10 protein-coding genes are annotated in these 17,621 nt (G+C 67.5%); all 10 read left to right on the plus strand.

Annotation, left to right across the window (positions count from 1 at the left end):
• The first annotated feature begins 11 nt into the window (after nt 1-11).
• The 10 genes from RAC69_RS08470 to rpoC all read left to right on the plus strand — a co-directional run bounded on the left by RAC69_RS08470 (nt 12) and on the right by rpoC (nt 17,574).
• Nucleotides 12-989: a sugar ABC transporter permease gene (locus RAC69_RS08470; protein WP_341935371.1), complete on the plus strand. Its 978-nt coding sequence runs from the start codon at nt 12-14 to the stop codon at nt 987-989.
• Entirely contained in the window at nt 986-1,819 is an 834-nt protein-coding gene (locus tag RAC69_RS08475) for a carbohydrate ABC transporter permease (RefSeq protein WP_341935370.1), read from the plus strand. The genes RAC69_RS08470 and RAC69_RS08475 overlap by 4 nt, the downstream gene beginning before the upstream one ends.
• Nucleotides 1,816-3,327, plus strand: coding sequence for a glycoside hydrolase family 3 protein (locus tag RAC69_RS08480; RefSeq protein ID WP_375086443.1), 1,512 nt, complete (start codon nt 1,816-1,818; stop codon nt 3,325-3,327). The genes RAC69_RS08475 and RAC69_RS08480 overlap by 4 nt, the downstream gene beginning before the upstream one ends.
• A gap of 14 nt (nt 3,328-3,341) precedes the next feature.
• Entirely contained in the window at nt 3,342-4,217 is an 876-nt protein-coding gene (locus RAC69_RS08485) for a MurR/RpiR family transcriptional regulator (protein ID WP_375086444.1), read from the plus strand.
• Nucleotides 4,218-4,369: 152 nt separating this feature from the next.
• Nucleotides 4,370-6,043, plus strand: a complete 1,674-nt coding sequence (locus RAC69_RS08490; RefSeq protein WP_375086445.1) for an ABC transporter substrate-binding protein — start codon at nt 4,370-4,372, stop codon at nt 6,041-6,043.
• A gap of 123 nt (nt 6,044-6,166) precedes the next feature.
• On the plus strand, nt 6,167-7,171 hold the full coding sequence (locus RAC69_RS08495; RefSeq protein WP_341935366.1) for an ABC transporter permease: 1,005 nt from the start codon (nt 6,167-6,169) through the stop codon (nt 7,169-7,171).
• 46 nt (nt 7,172-7,217) lie between these two features.
• The gene (locus tag RAC69_RS08500; protein WP_341935365.1) at nt 7,218-8,183 is read left to right on the plus strand and encodes an ABC transporter permease; all 966 of its coding nucleotides are present in this window, start codon (nt 7,218-7,220) and stop codon (nt 8,181-8,183) included.
• Nucleotides 8,180-9,892, plus strand: coding sequence for an ABC transporter ATP-binding protein (locus RAC69_RS08505; RefSeq protein ID WP_375086446.1), 1,713 nt, complete (start codon nt 8,180-8,182; stop codon nt 9,890-9,892). The genes RAC69_RS08500 and RAC69_RS08505 overlap by 4 nt, the downstream gene beginning before the upstream one ends.
• Nucleotides 9,893-10,114: 222 nt before the next feature.
• Nucleotides 10,115-13,615, plus strand: a complete 3,501-nt coding sequence (locus tag RAC69_RS08510) for a DNA-directed RNA polymerase subunit beta (RefSeq protein WP_375086447.1) — start codon at nt 10,115-10,117, stop codon at nt 13,613-13,615.
• Between the two features lie 83 nt (nt 13,616-13,698).
• Nucleotides 13,699-17,574: a DNA-directed RNA polymerase subunit beta' gene (rpoC, locus tag RAC69_RS08515; RefSeq protein WP_341935362.1), complete on the plus strand. Its 3,876-nt coding sequence runs from the start codon at nt 13,699-13,701 to the stop codon at nt 17,572-17,574.
• The last annotated feature ends 47 nt before the right edge of the window (nt 17,575-17,621 follow it).

Below are 17,621 nucleotides of genomic sequence, written 5' to 3' on the forward strand. Positions count from 1 at the left end.
AATATCACCCCATGTCGATGGTGCACGCGCCACTGCCGGTCACGGAGGCGGAGTCCAGCTCCGCCCCCGTGGCCGGCGGCCGGCCGAAGAAGCGAGGCCTCTCGCTGATCACGGCTCGCCCCTGGCTCCTTCTCGCTCCCGGGCTGATCATCCTCGCGGTGCTCATGCTCTGGCCGCTCGTCCAGGTGGTCATCTACTCGCTGCAGGACTACGGTCTGCGCGAGATCAACACGGGGGAGAGCAACTGGATCGGCCTCGGGAACTACGTCGAGGCGCTCACCAATCCGACCCTGTGGACGGTGGTGCTGCCGAACACCGTCGGCTTCGCAGCCGTCGCCGTGTTCGTCACGGTCGCCGTCGGCACGCTCGTGGCCCTGCTGCTCGCGCGCCTCGGTCCGGTCTGGCGCACCATCGTCTCCAGCTGCATCATGGTCGCGTGGGCCATGCCCGCCGTCACCGGCACCTACGTCTGGACCTTCATCTTCGACGCCGACCGCGGCATCTTCAACACGGTCCTGCGCGACCTCGGTCTGATGGACGACCCGGTGAACTGGTTCACCAACCAGTGGTCGTTCTACGCGATCGTGCTGCTGAACGTCGTGCACCACGGCTTCCCGTTCGTCGCGATCACCGTGCTCGCGGGTCTGCTCGGCGTCTCGAAGGAGATGCTCGAAGCGGCGGCCCTCGACGGCGCGAACGCGTGGACGCGCTTCTGGAAGATCATCTTCCCGACCCTCAAGCCCGTCTTCTCGGTCGTCATCATCCTGTCGACAATCTGGGACTTCAAAGTGTTCGCGCAGGTCTACCTCATGCCGGGCGGTGGGGGAGGCAACAGGCAGGTGCTGAACCTCGGCGTCTGGTCGTACGTGGAGTCGTTCGGGCAGAACCGCTACGGCTTCGGTGCGGCGCTCGCCGTGCTGCTCACGCTCGTGCTCATCGGCATCACGATCGTCTACATCCGGTCGCTCATGAAGGAGGACGAGCTGTGAACCCGCGTCCCAGGCTCCGCTCGCGCATCGGCGTCGGGATCGGCGTCGCCGCCGTCCTGATCTTCACCCTGTTCCCCGTCTACTGGATGGTCTCCAGCGCCTTCGACAAGAAGGCGTCGTCGGGTGGGCAGTCCCTCCTCCCGCAGGAGTTCACGTTCGACAACTTCGCGTTCGTCCTCACCGAGGGCGGATTCGGAACCTTCCTCCGGAACTCGGCGATCGTGGCCCTCGTGACCGTGCTCGTGAGCGCGCTCGTGTGTCTGCTCGCCGCCGTCGCGGTCGCACGGTTCAAGTTCAAGTTCCGCACGACGATCCTCATGATGATCCTCGTGGTGCAGATGGTGCCGCTCGAGGCGCTCGTGATCCCGCTGTTCCTGCAGGTCAAGAGCCTCGGGCTGCTCAACAGCATCCTCGGTCTCATGGTGGTGTACGTGGCGCTCTCGCTCGCGTTCGGCATCTGGATGCTGCGCGGCTTCGTCGCCGCGGTGCCCGTCGAGCTCGAGGAGGCCGCGTACATCGACGGCGCGAGCTGGTGGCGCATGTTCCGCTCGATCCTGCTGCCGCTCGTGATGCCGGGTCTCGTCGCGACCAGCATCTTCAGCTTCATCACCGCGTGGAACGAGTTCATCTTCGCGATGACGATCCTCGGCGCGCAGACCGACCAGTACACGGTGTCGATCGGACTGAAGTCGTTCTTCGGCCTCTACGCCAACGACTGGGGCAGCATCATGGCCGCGTCGACGATCATCACCGTCCCCGTCATGATCTTCTTCGTCATCGTGCAGCGCCGCCTGTCGGCGGGCATGGTCGCGGGAGCGGTGAAGGGATGACCGACGACTTCGAACGCCTCGCGAACGGCGTGCTCTGGCCCGGGTTCTTCGGAACCGAGGCGCCGGAGTGGCTGCTCGCCGAGCTCCGCGACGGCCTCGCCGGGGTCGTGTACTTCGGCCAGAACGTCGGCGAAGGGCTCGCCGACCTGAGCGACGCGATCCTCGCGGCGAACCCTGCCGCGCTGATCGGCATCGACGAGGAGGGCGGCAGCGTCACGCGTCTCGAGTCGGCGACGGGGTCGACCCTGCCCGGAGCCGCCCAGCTCGGTCGCGTCGACGACGTCGAGGCGACGAGGGCGACCGGTGCGGAACTCGCCAGGCGCGTCGCCGCGATCGGCGGCAACGTCGTGCTCGGTCCCGTGGCCGACGTCAACACCGACCCGCGGAACCCCGTCATCGGGGTGCGCTCTTTCGGCAGCGACGAGGCGCTCGTCTCGCGGCACGTCGTGGCCGAGGTCGACGGCATCCAGTCCGGCGGTGCGGCCGCGTGCGTCAAGCACTTCCCCGGTCACGGCGACACGCACCTCGACTCCCACCACTCGCTCCCCGAGATCGCGCTCGACCTCGACGAGTTCGAGCGCGTGCACCTCGCGCCGTTCCGTGCCGCGATCGAGGCAGGTGTCGACAGCATCATGACCGCGCATATCGTCGTCCCCGCGTGGGGTGCTGAACCGGCCACGCTCAACCCGCGCGTGCTCGGGATGCTGCGCGACTGGGGCTTCGACGGCGTCATCATCACCGATGCTCTCGACATGGCGGCCATCCGCGAGACCGTGGGTCTCGGCGGGGGAGCGGCGCGTGCCCTCGCGGCCGGCGCCGACCTGCTCTGCATCGGAAACCCCACGAACCCCGGAGAGGCTGCGGCCTCCGACCAGGACGAGCGCGACTTCCACGCGGCTCGCGACGGCATCGTCGCCGCACTGCGTGACGGGTCGCTGTCTCGCGAGCGCGTCGAAGAGGCCGCACGACGGGTGGCGCGCCTCGCGCAGACGCTGCAGGCGCGGGATGCCGCGGCGCACCCCTCCGGCGCCTTCGACGGCGCGGGAATCGTCGGCAGGGCGGTCACAGGTGCCGAGGCCGACGCACGGGAGCTCGCCGTGGTCGACGCGCGGCGTCGCTCCTCGCTCGCGGTCGACAGCGCCGCGGGCTACGTCGCGGCCGCACTGGCCGGTGACGGCCACCGGGTGCGTCTCGACGTGGCGCGGACGTCCGTCGAGGAGCAGGATGCCGCGCTCGACGCGGCTGTCTCCGCCGACGGTCTCACCGTGCTGCTGATCGATCGACCAGACGCCGATCCCGCCCAGCGCGAGCTCGTGGAGCGGGCAGCGCGGCGAGACCCCGCGGCGGTCGTCGTGAACGTCGGGCTCGTCCCCGAAGCGGCGTTGCCGCTGCCCGTCGTCGAGGTCGGAGCGGCCAGCAGGGTCGGCGCCGAGGTCGCGCGGGCGCGGTTGGGCGCAGCATCCATTCCGCTCATTTCGTCATCGGACGTGGCAGAACGCCCGGTCTGAGGCAGGATGGCACTGTGGACGCTGACGTTCTCGCGCTGGTGCGCCGATCCGTTCCCCGACTGAGTGCTGCAGAGGCACGGGTCGCGGAGACGATACTCGGCGATCCCACGCTCGTCGTCGACCTCGCCATCAACGACCTCGCCCGGCTGTGCAGCACCTCGCTGTCGACCGTCGCGCGGTTCGCGCAGTCGCTGGGTTTCAGCGGCTACCGCGAGCTGCGCGTCGCGGTCGCCCGCACGGTGACGCTCGCGCAGGCGCAGCAGGCGCGGTTCGGTCTCGACACGACGGCGATCGACCGAGACGACGAGCCCGCGGCGATCGCGGCGAAGCTCGCCGCGCAGGAGATCGACGCGATCGAGAAGACCGCGCGCGGCCTGGATGCCGTGGCCCTCGACCGGGCGGCGCGGGCCGTCGTCGACGCCAGGCACATCGAGATCCTGGGTCAGGCGTCGTCCTCCCTGACGGCGCAGGACCTGCAGCAGAAGCTCTCGCGCATCGGATGCTCGGCCGCCCACTCGTCCGACCCGCACCTGTCTCTCACTGCCGCGTCGATCCGGACGGTCGACGACGTCGTCGTCGCGATCTCGCACGGGGGAGAGACGCAGGAAGTCGTGCGCGGTGTCGAGGTGGCCCGAGACGCGGGCGCCCTGACCGTGGCGATCACGAGCGTGTCCGACTCGGCGCTGGCCCTCGCGGCAGACGTCGTGCTGCTCACCTACGCCCAGGAGTCCCCATTCCGCATGGCCGCGATGTCGAGTCGCATCGCGCAGCTCGCGCTCGTCGACATCCTGTTCGTGCGCGTCGTGCAGCACCGCGGTGAGCCCGTCGTCATCCCCCTCCAGCTCACGCACGAGGCCGCCGCCCCTCGTCGCCGCGCCTCCGGGCGCTGAGCAGCTCGCGCCGCCAGCCGATACCCGATTGAGATAAACCGGTGATTGGCATCTGTGGATCGGCTGGGTAGCTTCGTAGGAATCACCGTGAGCCGGGGCGAACACTCCCCGATCGCGCAAAGCAGCGCCCCACAGGGAAGGTCATTCTCCACATGCACCACTCGATCACACGCCGGCGAGGTCTCATCGCCGTCTCCGGAGCAGCGCTCGCGGCGCTGGTCCTCTCAGGATGCGTCGCCAGCCAGCGCGGCGACGGCGACGGCGGAGCGTCCAGCGACGTCGACGGCACGTTCGTGTTCGCGGCGTCGTCCGACCCGGCGAGCCTCGACCCCGCGTTCGCGCAGGACGGCGAGACCTTCCGCGTCTCGCGTCAGATCTTCGAGGGACTCGTCGGCACCGAGCCCGGCACGGCCGACCCGGCTCCGCTCCTGGCCGAGAAGTGGGAGTCGTCGGAAGACGGCATGAGCCACACGTTCACCCTCAAGGAGGGTGTGACCTTCCACGACGGCACTCCGTTCAACGCCGAGGCCGTGTGCGCGAACTTCGACCGCTGGTACAACTGGACCGGTCTCGCCGCCTCCGAGGCGCTGGGCTACTACTACAACAAGCTCTTCAAGGGCTACGCGTCCGACCCCACGAACGCCGTGTACAAGTCGTGCACGCCCGACGGCGACTACTCGGTCACGATCGACCTCAACAAGCCGTTCGCCGGCTTCGTCGCCTCGCTCTCGCTCCCCGCGTTCGGCATGCAGAGCCCCTCCGCGATGTCGGAGTTCGGCGCCGACGACGTGAGCGGCACCGCCGAGGCGCCCGTGCTGTCCGAGTACGCCATGGGCCACCCGGTCGGCACCGGACCCTTCCAGTTCGAGGAGTGGTCTCCGGGCGAGCAGGTCACGCTCAAGGCCTACGGCGACTACTGGGGTGAGGCTGGTCAGGTCGACGAGATCATCTTCCGCACCATCGACGACCCGACGGCCCGCCGTCAGGCCCTCGAGTCTGGCTCGATCGACGGCTACGACCTCGTCGGCCCCGCCGACACGAAGGCCCTCGAGGACAAGGGCTTCACGATGGTCTCGCGTCCGCCCTTCACCATCCTCTACCTGGCGTTCAACCAGGCCATCCCCGAGCTGCAGGACCCGAAGGTCCGCGAGGCGCTCTCCTACGCCATCGACAAGGACGCCCTGATCAGCCAGGTGCTGCCCGAGGGCACCGAGAAGGCGATCGAGTTCGTGCCCGACACCGTCAACGGCTACAACCCCGACGTCACGACGTACGACTTCGATCCCGAGAAGGCCAAGTCCCTGCTCGCCGAGGCCGGCTACACCGAGGCGAACCCGCTGAAGCTCGAGTTCGACTACCCGGTCAACGTCTCGCGTCCGTACATGCCGGACCCCGAGCAGATCTTCACCGTGCTCTCGTCGCAGCTCGCCGACGTCGGCGTGGAGACCACCCCGGTGTCGCAGGAGTGGGGCGAGTACCTCGACCGCATCACCGGCACCTCGGACCACGGCATCCACCTGCTCGGCTGGACCGGCGACTACAACGACACCGACAACTTCGTCGGCGTGTTCTTCGGTCAGCAGAGCGCGGAGTGGGGCTTCGACAACCCCGAGCTGTTCCAGAAGCTCGACGAGGCGCGCGGCGTCCCGAGCCTCGAGGACCAGACGGCCCTGTACGAGGACATCAACGAGATGGTGGCGCAGTTCATCCCCGGTGTGCCGCTCGCGCACCCGGCGCCCACTCTCGCGTTCGACTCGCGCGTGAAGAGCTACCCGGCCAGCCCGGTAAACGACGAGGTCTTCACGGACATCGTCCTCACCAAGTAACAGGCTGACGCCAACAGGTCGTCGAGCGAGGAGCGAAGCGACGAGACGAAACGCAGGGACCCGTGCGGAACCTGCGTTTCGTCTCGCTCCGCTCGCTCGACGACCACCGGTTAGGAGACCTCTTTGCTGCGCACCATCGGCAGGCGACTGCTGTTCCTCATCCCCACCCTGATCGGCCTCAGCATCCTGCTGTTCGCCTGGGTCAGGGCCCTCCCCGGCGGCCCGGCCGTCGCGCTCCTCGGCGAGAAGGCGACACCCGAGGCGGTCGCCAGGATCAACGAGCTCTACGGGTTCGACCGCCCCATCCTCGAGCAGTACTTCGTGTGGGCGTCCCGCCTGCTGCAGGGCGACTTCGGCACCTCGATCCAGACGAACCGCCCGGTGATGGAGGAGTTCTTCCGGCGCTTTCCCGCGACGATCGAGCTGAGCGTCATGGCGCTCATCTTCGCGGTGGGCGTCGGCATCCCGCTCGGATACTGGGCCGCCCGCCGCCACGGCAGGTTCACCGACCATGCGTCGGTCGTGCTGAGCCTCATCGGCATCACCATCCCGGTGTTCTTCCTCGCGTTCATCCTCAAGTACGTGTTCGCGGTGCAACTCGGCTGGCTGCCGTCCGACGGCCGGCAGGACCCCCGCATAGACGCGACCCACGTGACGGGGTTCTACGTGTGGGACGGCCTCATCACCGGCGAGTTCGACGCCTCGTGGGACGCCATCCTGCACCTGATCCTCCCGGCGCTCGCGCTGGGGACCATCCCGCTCGCGATCATCGTGCGCATCACGAGGGCCAGCGTGCTCGAGGTGCAGAACGCCGACTTCGTGCGCACCGGACGTGCGAAGGGCGTCGGATCGACGACCCTCCGCAATCGGTTCATCCTCCGCAACGCCATGTTGCCCGTGGTCACCACCATCGGCCTGCAGACGGGGCTGCTCATCTCGGGAGCCGTGCTCACAGAGACCGTCTTCGCCTTCCCGGGCATCGGCTCGTTCCTGGCGAGGGCGATCTTCACGAGGGACTTCCCGGTGCTGCAGGGGTTCATCATCTTCATCGCCATCGCCTACGCGCTGATAAACCTCGCGGTCGACGTGTCGTACAGCCTGATCGATCCGAGAGTGCGGGTGCAGTGATGACCGGCGTGACCCACCTGAACACCCACGGAGAGGAGGCGGTGTCATGAGCATCTCGCTCCCGCCCGCCCAGGGCCCCTCGGCCGCCGGCGGCGAGGTCGTCGACACCGTCGCCGTCGCGCAGGCCGGCCTCAAGGAAGGCCCCGGCGGATTCTGGCGCGACGTCTTCCGTCGCCTGCGTCGCAACCCGACGGCGTGGATCGGCGCGGCCATCGTGCTGGCGTTCGTCCTCGTCGCGGCCCTCGCCCCGCTGCTGGCTCCGTACCCGGAGACGGCGCTGCCCGGAGCGAAGAACATCACCCCGACGTACATCCCCGGACCGGGCGAGCTGCCGGAGTTCCCGCTCGGGCTCGACCGCTTCGGCGGCGACGTGCTGTCGAAGCTCATCTGGGGTGCCCAGGCCTCGCTGCTCGTCGGCGTGATCTCGACGGCCCTCGGTCTCATCGGCGGCATGCTGCTCGGGCTCATCGCCGGCACGTTCGGCGGCTGGGTCGACACGGTCATCATGCGCGTCGTCGACATCATCCTCTCGGTGCCGAACCTGCTGCTCGCGGTGTCGATCGCGGCGATCCTCGGGCAGACGCCGTTCGCGGTGATGATCGCGATCGGAGCCTCTCAGGTGCCGATCTTCGCCCGCCTGCTGCGTGCCTCGATGCTGCAGCAGCGGTCGAGCGACTACGTGCTCTCGGCGCAGACCCTGGGTCTCGGCCGTGGTCGCATCACGATGTCGCACGTGCTGCCCAATGCGATCGGCCCGGTGATCGTGCAGGGCACGCTGACGCTCGCCACCGCCGTGATCGACGCCGCAGCGCTGTCGTTCCTCGGCCTCGGCGGCGGGCGCCCGGAGACGGCCGAATGGGGGCGGATGCTGACCTACGCCCAGAACGAGCTGGCGATCGCGCCGTGGCTGGCGTTCCTCCCCGGTATCTGCATCGCGGTCACCGCGCTCGGCTTCACCCTGTTCGGTGAAGCGCTGCGCGAGGCCATGGACCCGAGGACGAGGGCGCGATGAACGACCACGGCATCATGGAACAGAACAAGGAGGATCGGATGCCGAGCGCTCCGCTGCTGTCGGTCGAGGGCCTCGCCGTCGACTTCGCCACCATGGACGGCGTCGTGCACGCCGTCGAGGGGGTGGACCTCGAGATCGCACCCGGCGAGACCGTCGCGATCGTCGGTGAGTCGGGGTCGGGGAAGTCCACGACGGCCATGGCGATCATCGGCCTGCTCGCAGGCGGAGGCCGCGTGGCCGCCGGCAGCATCCGCCTCGACGGACGCGAGATCGCGCACGCGTCGGAGAACGAGCTGCGCACGATCAGGGGCCGCGACATCGGCATGGTCCCGCAGGACCCTATGTCGAACCTCAACCCGGTGGCGAAGATCGGCACGCAGGTCGCCGAGACGCTGCTCGCACACGGCCTCGCCACGCGGCAGAACGTGCAGGAGAAGGTGGTCGAGGCGTTGAGCGCCGCCGGCCTGCCGGACCCCGAGCGCCGCGCCAAGCAGTACCCGCACGAGTTCTCGGGCGGCATGCGCCAGCGCGCGCTCATCGCGATCGGCCTGGCCTGCAAGCCGCGTCTGCTCATCGCCGACGAGCCGACGAGTGCGCTGGATGTCACCGTGCAGCAGACGATCCTCGACCAGATCGGTGCGATGACCCGCGAGCTCGGCACCGCAGTGCTGCTCATCACGCACGACCTCGGCCTGGCGGCGGAGCGCGCGGAGCGCGTCGTCGTGATGCACCGCGGTCGCGTGGTGGAGCAGGGGCCGGCCAGACAGATCCTCGAGGCTCCGCAGCATCCGTACACGCAGTCGCTCGTGAAGGCGGCGCCGTCCGTCGCCGCCGCGCGACTGCGCCCTGAGGCGTTCCAGGTCGCCGAGCGCGCCGCAGACGATCGCGAGCCGGGTGAGGATGCGGGCGCGCAGCGCCCCGCCGACAACATCGTCGAGATCGAGAACCTCACCAAGGTGTACCCGGTGCGCGGGCAGAAGGACGACTTCGTCGCGGTGAACGACGTGTCGCTCGCCATCCCGCGCGGCGAGACGGTGGCGATCGTGGGGGAGTCCGGGTCGGGCAAGACCACGACCGCGCGGATGCTGCTGAAGATCATCGAGCCGACGAGCGGTCTCATCCGCTTCGAGGGCAAGGACGTGTCGTCGCTCAGCAAGGCGGAGACGAAGGACTTCCGTCAACGCGTGCAGCCGATCTTCCAGGACCCGTACTCGAGTCTCAATCCGATGTTCACGATCGAGCGGCTCATCTCCGAGCCGCTGGACTTCTACCGGCGGGGGAGCGGAGCGGATCGTCGCACGCGCGTGCGGCAGCTGCTCGACGACGTGGCGCTGCCGCAGTCGATGCTCACGCGCTACCCGTCAGAGCTGTCCGGCGGCCAGCGCCAGCGCGTGGCGATCGCCAGGGCGCTCGCCCTGTCGCCCGACCTGATCGTGTGCGACGAGCCGGTGTCGGCTCTCGACGTGCTGGTGCAGGACCAGATCCTCACGCTGCTCGGCGACCTGCAGCGCGAGTACGGCCTGAGCTACCTGTTCATCTCGCACGACCTCGCGGTGGTCCGCCTGATCAGCGATTACGTGTGCGTGATGAAGGACGGGGTGCTCGTGGAGGCCGCCTCCTCGGAGGAGATCTTCACGAACCCTCGGGACCCGTACACGCGGCGCCTGCTCGCCTCGATCCCGGGCAACGAGCTGAACATCGCGTCCTGACGGCGGCCGTCCTCGACCGGTTCCGGATGCTTTTACCGCAGCATCCGGAATTGGTCAAGGATTGAGCTTGCCATGTCGCACAATCGCGTCTATAGTTGGTAGTTGCGCTCGCTTCTCCGTGCCCTCATATGGTGGTCGGCATCCGTTGAGCTTCTGAGCGCGCAACTCCACCTGACGACAAAGGAATCGAGAAGCCCTGCGGGGCTCACGGAGGTTATTCCCTTGGCTGCTGCTCGCAACGCATCCACATCCACCACCACCAAGAACGGACGCGGAGCATCCCGCCTCTCGTTCGCCAAGATCTCCGACACGCTGACGGTCCCCGACCTTCTCGCCCTGCAGACCGAGTCCTTCGGTTGGCTCGTCGGCAACGACGCCTGGAAGGCGCGTGTCGAAGAGGCCAAGCAGGCCGGTCGCACCGACGTCAACGAGGTCTCCGGACTCGGGGAGATCTTCGAGGAGATCTCCCCGATCGAGGACCTCGGCGAGACGATGCAGCTCTCGTTCACGAACCCGTACCTCGAGCCCGAGAAGTACTCGATCGAGGAGTGCAAGGAGCGCGGCAAGACCTACGCCGCCCCGCTGTACGTCGAGGCCGAGTTCATGAACCACCTCACCGGTGAGATCAAGACCCAGACGGTCTTCATGGGCGACTTCCCGCTGCAGACCGACAAGGGCACGTTCATCATCAACGGCTCCGAGCGCGTCGTCGTGTCGCAGCTCGTGCGCTCGCCCGGTGTCTACTTCGACAAGACCCCCGACAAGACGTCCGACAAGGACATCGTGTCGGCGCGCGTGATCCCGAGCCGCGGTGCATGGCTCGAGTTCGAGATCGACAAGCGCGACCAGGTCGGCGTCCGCATCGACCGCAAGCGCAAGCAGTCGGTCACCGTCTTCCTCAAGGCCCTGGGCATGTCGAGCGAGGAGATCCTCGCCGAGTTCGCCGGCTTCCCCTCGATCGAGGAGACCCTGGCGAAGGACACCATCGTCACCAAGGAAGACGCACTGCGCGACATCTACCGCAAGCTGCGTCCGGGCGAGCAGGTGGCCGCCGAGGCCGCCCGCGCGCTCCTCGACAACTTCTACTTCAACCCGAAGCGCTACGACCTGGCGAAGGTCGGCCGGTACAAGATCAACCACAAGCTCGGTCTCGACGCCCCGCTCACCGACTCGGTGCTCACGGTCGAGGACATCGTCGCGACGATCAAGTACCTGGTCCGCATCCACGCCGGTGTCGAGTCGTTCGACGGCATCCGCTCGGGCAAGCAGGCCGAGATCCGCATCGCGACCGACGACATCGACAACTTCGGCAACCGTCGCATCCGCGCGGTCGGCGAGCTGATCCAGAACCAGGTCCGCACCGGTCTGTCCCGCATGGAGCGCGTCGTCCGCGAGCGCATGACCACGCAGGACATCGAGGCGATCACGCCGCAGACCCTGATCAACGTGCGCCCCGTCGTCGCCGCGATCAAGGAGTTCTTCGGAACGTCGCAGCTGTCGCAGTTCATGGACCAGAACAACCCGCTCGCGGGTCTGACCAACAAGCGCCGTCTCTCGGCTCTCGGCCCCGGTGGTCTGAGCCGTGACCGCGCCGGCGTCGAGGTCCGTGACGTCCACCCGTCGCACTACGGCCGCATGTGCCCGATCGAGACCCCTGAAGGCCCGAACATCGGTCTGATCGGTGCTCTCGCGACGTTCGCGCGCATCAACTCGTTCGGTTTCATCGAGACCCCGTACCGCAAGGTCGTCGACGGTGTCGTGACCGAGCAGATCGACTACCTCACGGCATCCGAGGAGGTCGACTTCAACATCGCGCAGGCCAACGCGCCGCTCGATGCGAAGGGTCGCTTCCGCGAGAGCCACGTGCTCGCACGCCCGAAGGGCGGCAGCGGTGAGGTCGACCTCTTCCTGCCGGAGGAGATCGGCTACATCGACGTCTCGCCGCGCCAGATGGTGTCGGTCGCGACCTCGCTCGTGCCGTTCCTCGAGCACGACGACGCACAGCGCGCGCTCATGGGCGCCAACATGCAGCGTCAGGCCGTGCCGCTGCTGCGCAGCGACTCGCCGCTCGTCGGAACCGGTATGGAGGGCTACACCGCCATCGACGCCGGTGACGTGCTCACCGCCGAGAAGGCCGGTGTCGTCTCCGAGGTCTCCGCGGACCGCGTCGTCGTCATGCTCGACGAGGGCGGCACGCAGGAGTACCACCTGCGCAAGTTCGACCGCTCGAACCAGGGCACGTCGTACAACCAGAAGGTCGTCGTCAGCGCCGGTGAGCGCGTCGAGGTCGGAGAGGTCATCGCCGATGGCCCCGCCACCGAGAACGGCGAGCTGGCACTCGGGAAGAACCTCCTCGTCGCGTTCATGACGTGGGAGGGCTACAACTTCGAGGACGCCATCATCCTCAGCCAGGACCTGGTGAAGGACGACACCCTCTCCTCGATCCACATCGAGGAGTACGAGGTCGACGCCCGCGACACGAAGCTCGGCAAGGAGGAGATCACCCGTGACCTCCCCAACGTCAGCCCCGAACTCCTGAAGGACCTCGACGAGCGCGGCATCATCCGCATCGGCGCCGAGGTCCGCCCCGGCGACATCCTCGTCGGCAAGGTCACGCCTAAGGGCGAGACCGAGCTGTCGGCCGAGGAGCGCCTGCTCCGCGCGATCTTCAACGAGAAGAGCCGCGAGGTCCGTGACACCTCCCTGAAGGTGCCCCACGGTGAGCAGGGCACGATCATCGCCGTCAAGGAGTTCAACGCCGAGGACGGCGACGACGAGCTCGGCTCCGGCGTGAACCGCCGCGTCGTGGTCTACATCGCCCAGAAGCGCAAGATCACCGAGGGTGACAAGCTCGCCGGCCGTCACGGCAACAAGGGTGTCATCGCGAAGATCCTGCCGATCGAGGACATGCCGTTCCTCGCCGACGGAACCCCGGTCGACATCGTCCTCAACCCGCTCGGCATCCCCGGTCGAATGAACTTCGGCCAGGTCCTCGAGACCCACCTCGGGTGGATCGCGAAGCAGGGCTGGAAGGTCGAGGGCACCCCCGAGTGGGCCGTCAAGCTGCCCGAGCAGGCGCTGGAGGCCGCACCAGGCACGAAGGTCGCCACGCCGGTGTTCGACGGTGCGAGCGAGGAGGAGATCTCCGGTCTCCTCGACTCGACGCTTCCGACGCGCGACGGTGTGCGCCTGATCGACTCGAGCGGAAAGACGCAGCTGTTCGACGGTCGCTCCGGCGAGCCGTTCCCTGCGCCGATCTCGGTGGGCTACATGTACATCCTGAAGCTGCACCACCTGGTCGACGACAAGATCCACGCGCGTTCGACCGGCCCGTACTCGATGATCACCCAGCAGCCGCTCGGTGGTAAGGCGCAGTTCGGTGGTCAGCGCTTCGGTGAGATGGAGGTGTGGGCCCTCGAGGCCTACGGCGCGGCATACGCGCTCCAGGAGCTCCTCACGATCAAGTCCGACGACATCCTCGGCCGCGTCAAGGTGTACGAGGCGATCGTCAAGGGCGAGAACATCCAGGAGCCCGGCATCCCCGAGTCCTTCAAGGTGCTCATGAAGGAGATGCAGTCCCTCTGCCTGAACGTCGAGGTCCTCTCGGCCGACGGCACGGCTGTCAACCTCCGCGACACCGACGACGAGGCCTTCCGCGCAGCGGAAGAGCTCGGAATCAACATCTCCAGCCGCTTCGAGGCCGCCTCGATCGACGAGATCTAAACGCCTCGACGGGCTCAGCGCCGCATCGCCGCTGAGCCCGCCGAAGCCCGATTTCTCAAAAGAATTCCGACACAGGAGAACTAGTGCTCGACGCAACAACCTTCGATGAGCTTCGCATCGGCCTGGCCACCGCTGACCACATCCGCGCGTGGTCGTACGGCGAGGTCAAGAAGCCTGAGACCATCAACTACCGCACCCTGAAGCCGGAGAAGGACGGCCTCTTCGGGGAGCAGATCTTCGGCCCCTCCCGCGACTGGGAGTGCGCCTGTGGCAAGTACAAGCGCGTCCGCTTCAAGGGCATCGTCTGCGAGCGCTGCGGCGTGGAGGTCACCAAGTCCTCCGTCCGTCGTGAGCGCATGGGCCACATCGAGCTCGCCGCACCCGTCACCCACATCTGGTACTTCAAGGGCGTGCCCTCGCGCCTCGGCTACCTGCTCGACATGGCGCCGAAGGACCTCGAGAAGGTCATCTACTTCGCCGCCTACATGGTCATCTCGGTCGACGAGGAAGCTCGTCACCGCGACCTGGGCACGCAGGAGAACAACATCCGTCTCGAGCTGAAGACGCTCGGCGACCGTCGCGACTCGAAGATCGCGGAGCGCCTGGCCAAGCTGGAGGAGGAGCTCGCCGCTCTCGAGGCGGAGGGTGCCAAGGCCGACCAGAAGAAGAAGGTCAAGGACGCCGCCGAGAAGGAGATGTCGCTCATCCGCAAGGGTGCCGACGAGGCGATCGCCAAGCTCGAGCGCGTGTGGGAGGACTTCCGCACGCTCGAGGTCGGCGCACTCCGCCCCGAGGACGACGTCTTCCACGAGCTGCAGGACCGCTTCGGTCAGTACTTCGAGGCCTACATGGGCGCGGAGTCGATCCAGCGTCGTCTGCAGTCGTTCGACCTGGCCGCCGAGGCGGAGAGCCTGCACCTGCAGATCTCCGAGGGCAAGGGCCAGCGCAAGATCCGTGCGATCAAGCGCCTCAAGGTCGTCAACTCGTTCCTGGAGACCGGCATGAGCCCGGCCGCCATGGTCCTCGACGTCGTGCCGGTGATCCCGCCGGAGCTGCGTCCGATGGTGCAGCTCGACGGTGGCCGCTTCGCGACCTCCGACCTGAACGACCTCTACCGTCGTGTGATCAACCGCAACAACCGTCTTCGTCGTCTGATCGACCTCGGCGCCCCCGAGATCATCGTCAACAACGAGAAGCGGATGCTGCAGGAGGCCGTCGACGCGCTGTTCGACAACGGCCGCCGCGGTCGTCCCGTCACCGGTACCGGCAACCGCGCCCTGAAGTCCCTCAGCGACATGCTGAAGGGTAAGCAGGGTCGTTTCCGTCAGAACCTGCTCGGCAAGCGCGTCGACTACTCGGGCCGTTCGGTCATCGTCGTCGGCCCGCAGCTGAAGCTGCACCAGTGCGGTCTGCCCAAGCAGATGGCTCTCGAGCTCTTCAAGCCGTTCGTCATCAAGCGTCTGATCGACCTCGGTCACTCGCAGAACATCAAGGCTGCGAAGCGCGCCGTCGAGCGCACCCGTCCCGAGGTCTGGGACGTGCTCGAGGAGATCATCCGCGAGCGCCCCGTGCTGCTTAACCGTGCGCCCACGCTGCACCGTCTCGGCATCCAGGCGTTCGAGCCGCAGCTCGTCGAGGGCAAGGCCATCCAGCTGCACCCGCTCGTCTGCGCGGCGTTCAACGCCGACTTCGACGGTGACCAGATGGCCGTGCACCTGCCGCTGTCGGTCGAGGCTCAGGCCGAGGCCCGCGTGCTGATGCTCGCGTCGAACAACATCCTGAAGCCGTCCGACGGCCGTCCGGTCACCCTGCCTTCGCAGGACATGATCATCGGTCTGCACCACCTGACCACGGTCAAGGAGGGTGCGTCCGGCGAGGGCCGTGCGTTCGGTTCGGTCGGCGAGGCGCAGCTGGCGTACGACGAGGGCACGCTCGACCTGCAGGCGAAGGTCCGCATCCGCATCCCGGGTCTGACCTTCCTCGAGGGCGAGGCTCCCGAGGGCTACGACAAGCACGGTCTGGTCGACGCTTCGCTCGGACAGGCGATCTTCAACGACGCGCTGCCGAAGGGCTACCCCTTCGTCCGCGAGCAGGCCGACAAGGGCAAGCTGTCGCAGATCGTCAACAAGCTGGCCGAGGAGTACCCCAAGGTCGAGACGGCGGCGACGCTGGACCGCATCAAGGACGCCGGTTTCTACTGGGCCACGCGCTCGGGTGTGACCGTCGCCCTGAGCGACATCCTCACCCCGCCGAACAAGGCGGAGATCGTCGCCGGCTACGAGAAGCAGGCCGCGAAGGTCCAGTCGCAGTACGAGAAGGGCCTCACGACCGACGCCGAGCGTCGTCAGGAGCTCATCAAGATCTGGACCGAGGCGACCGACGAGGTCCAGGCTGCGATGAAGGCGCACTTCCCGCAGGACAACACCATCAACCGCATGGTGTCGTCGGGTGCTCGTGGTAACTGGCTGCAGATCCGGAACATCGCCGGTATGCGCGGTCTCGTGAACAACCCCAAGGGTGAGATCATCCCCCGTCCGATCATCTCCTCGTACCGCGAGGGTCTGTCGGTCGCGGAGTACTTCATCGCGACGCACGGTACCCGTAAGGGTCTCGCCGACACCGCTCTGCGTACCGCCGACTCGGGTTACCTGACCCGTCGTCTGGTGGACGTCTCGCAGGACGTCATCATCCGCGAAGAGGACTGCGGCACGTCGAAGGGCCTCGAGCTCCCGATCGCCGCTCCGAACGCCGCGGGCGAGCTGGTGCGCGACGCGAACGTCGAGAACTCGGTGTTCGCTCGCACCCTGGCGTCCGACGTCGTCGACAGCAAGGGCGAGGTCCTCGCCGCTGCCGGTGACGACGTGGGCGACGTGCTCATCGACAAGCTGGTCGAGGCGGGTGTCGAGACCATCAAGGTGCGCTCGGTGCTGACCTGCGACTCCGCCGTCGGTGTCTGCGCGCAGTGCTACGGCCGTTCGCTGGCGACGGGCAAGACCGTCGACATCGGCGAGGCCGTCGGCATCATCGCGGCCCAGTCGATCGGTGAGCCCGGTACCCAGCTGACGATGCGTACGTTCCACACCGGTGGTTCGGCGTCGGCGGATGACATCACCCAGGGTCTGCCGCGTGTCCAGGAGCTCTTCGAGGCCCGTACCCCCAAGGGTGCGTCGCCGATCGCGGAGGCCGACGGTCGCATCACGATCGACGAGACCGACAAGGCCAAGAAGGTCATCCTGACGCCCGACAACGGCGACGAGCCCGTCGTCTACCCGGTGCTGAAGCGTGCGACCCTCCTCGTCGAGGACGGGCAGCACGTCACGGTCGGTCAGCCCCTGCAGGTCGGCACGCTCGACCCCAAGGAGGTCATGCGCGTCATGGGTGCTCGCGAGGTGCAGCGTTACCTCGTCGGCGGCGTCCAGGGCGTCTACCGCTCGCAGGGTGTGCCGATCCACGACAAGCACATCGAGGTCATCGTCCGCCAGATGCTCCGCAAGGTCACCGTCGTCGATCACGCCGACACGACCCTGCTGCCGGGTGAGATGGTCGACCTCAAGCGCTACCAGTCGATCAACCGCGAGGCCGTGGCAGAGGGCAAGCGCCCCGCGTCCGGTCGTCCGGAGCTGATGGGTATCACGAAGGCGTCGCTCGCGACCGAGTCGTGGCTGTCGGCCGCGTCCTTCCAGGAGACGACCCGCGTTCTCACGCAGGCCGCCATGGAGGGCAAGCGCGACCCGCTGGTCGGTCTCAAGGAGAACGTCATCATCGGTAAGCTCATCCCCGCCGGAACCGGTCTCTCGAAGTACCGCGACGTCACGGTCGAGGCCACCGAGGAAGCCAAGAGCGAGCGCTACCCGAACCGGATCTTCGCATCCGACGGTGCGTACGCCGACGGCGACTTCGGCTACGTCGACTTCGACGCGTTCTCGACGGACGACATCACCCCCGGTACCTACAACTGAGGTACTGACTGACTGAGAAGGCCCCGGGCATCCGCCCGGGGCCTTCT

The sequence above is a fragment of the Microbacterium sp. LS_15 genome (assembly GCF_041954735.1).
Lineage (GTDB): Bacteria > Actinomycetota > Actinomycetes > Actinomycetales > Microbacteriaceae > Microbacterium.

What these genes read in the sequence shown, in the direction of transcription:
- RAC69_RS08470 (WP_341935371.1), top strand. Translation starts at nt 12, where the DNA reads ATGTCGATGGTGCACGCGCCACTGCCGGTCACGGAGGCGGAGTCCAGC.
- RAC69_RS08480 (WP_375086443.1), top strand. Translation starts at nt 1,816, where the DNA reads ATGACCGACGACTTCGAACGCCTCGCGAACGGCGTGCTCTGGCCCGGG.
- RAC69_RS08490 (WP_375086445.1), top strand. Translation starts at nt 4,370, where the DNA reads ATGCACCACTCGATCACACGCCGGCGAGGTCTCATCGCCGTCTCCGGA.
- RAC69_RS08500 (WP_341935365.1), top strand. Translation starts at nt 7,218, where the DNA reads ATGAGCATCTCGCTCCCGCCCGCCCAGGGCCCCTCGGCCGCCGGCGGC.
- RAC69_RS08505 (WP_375086446.1), top strand. Translation starts at nt 8,180, where the DNA reads ATGAACGACCACGGCATCATGGAACAGAACAAGGAGGATCGGATGCCG.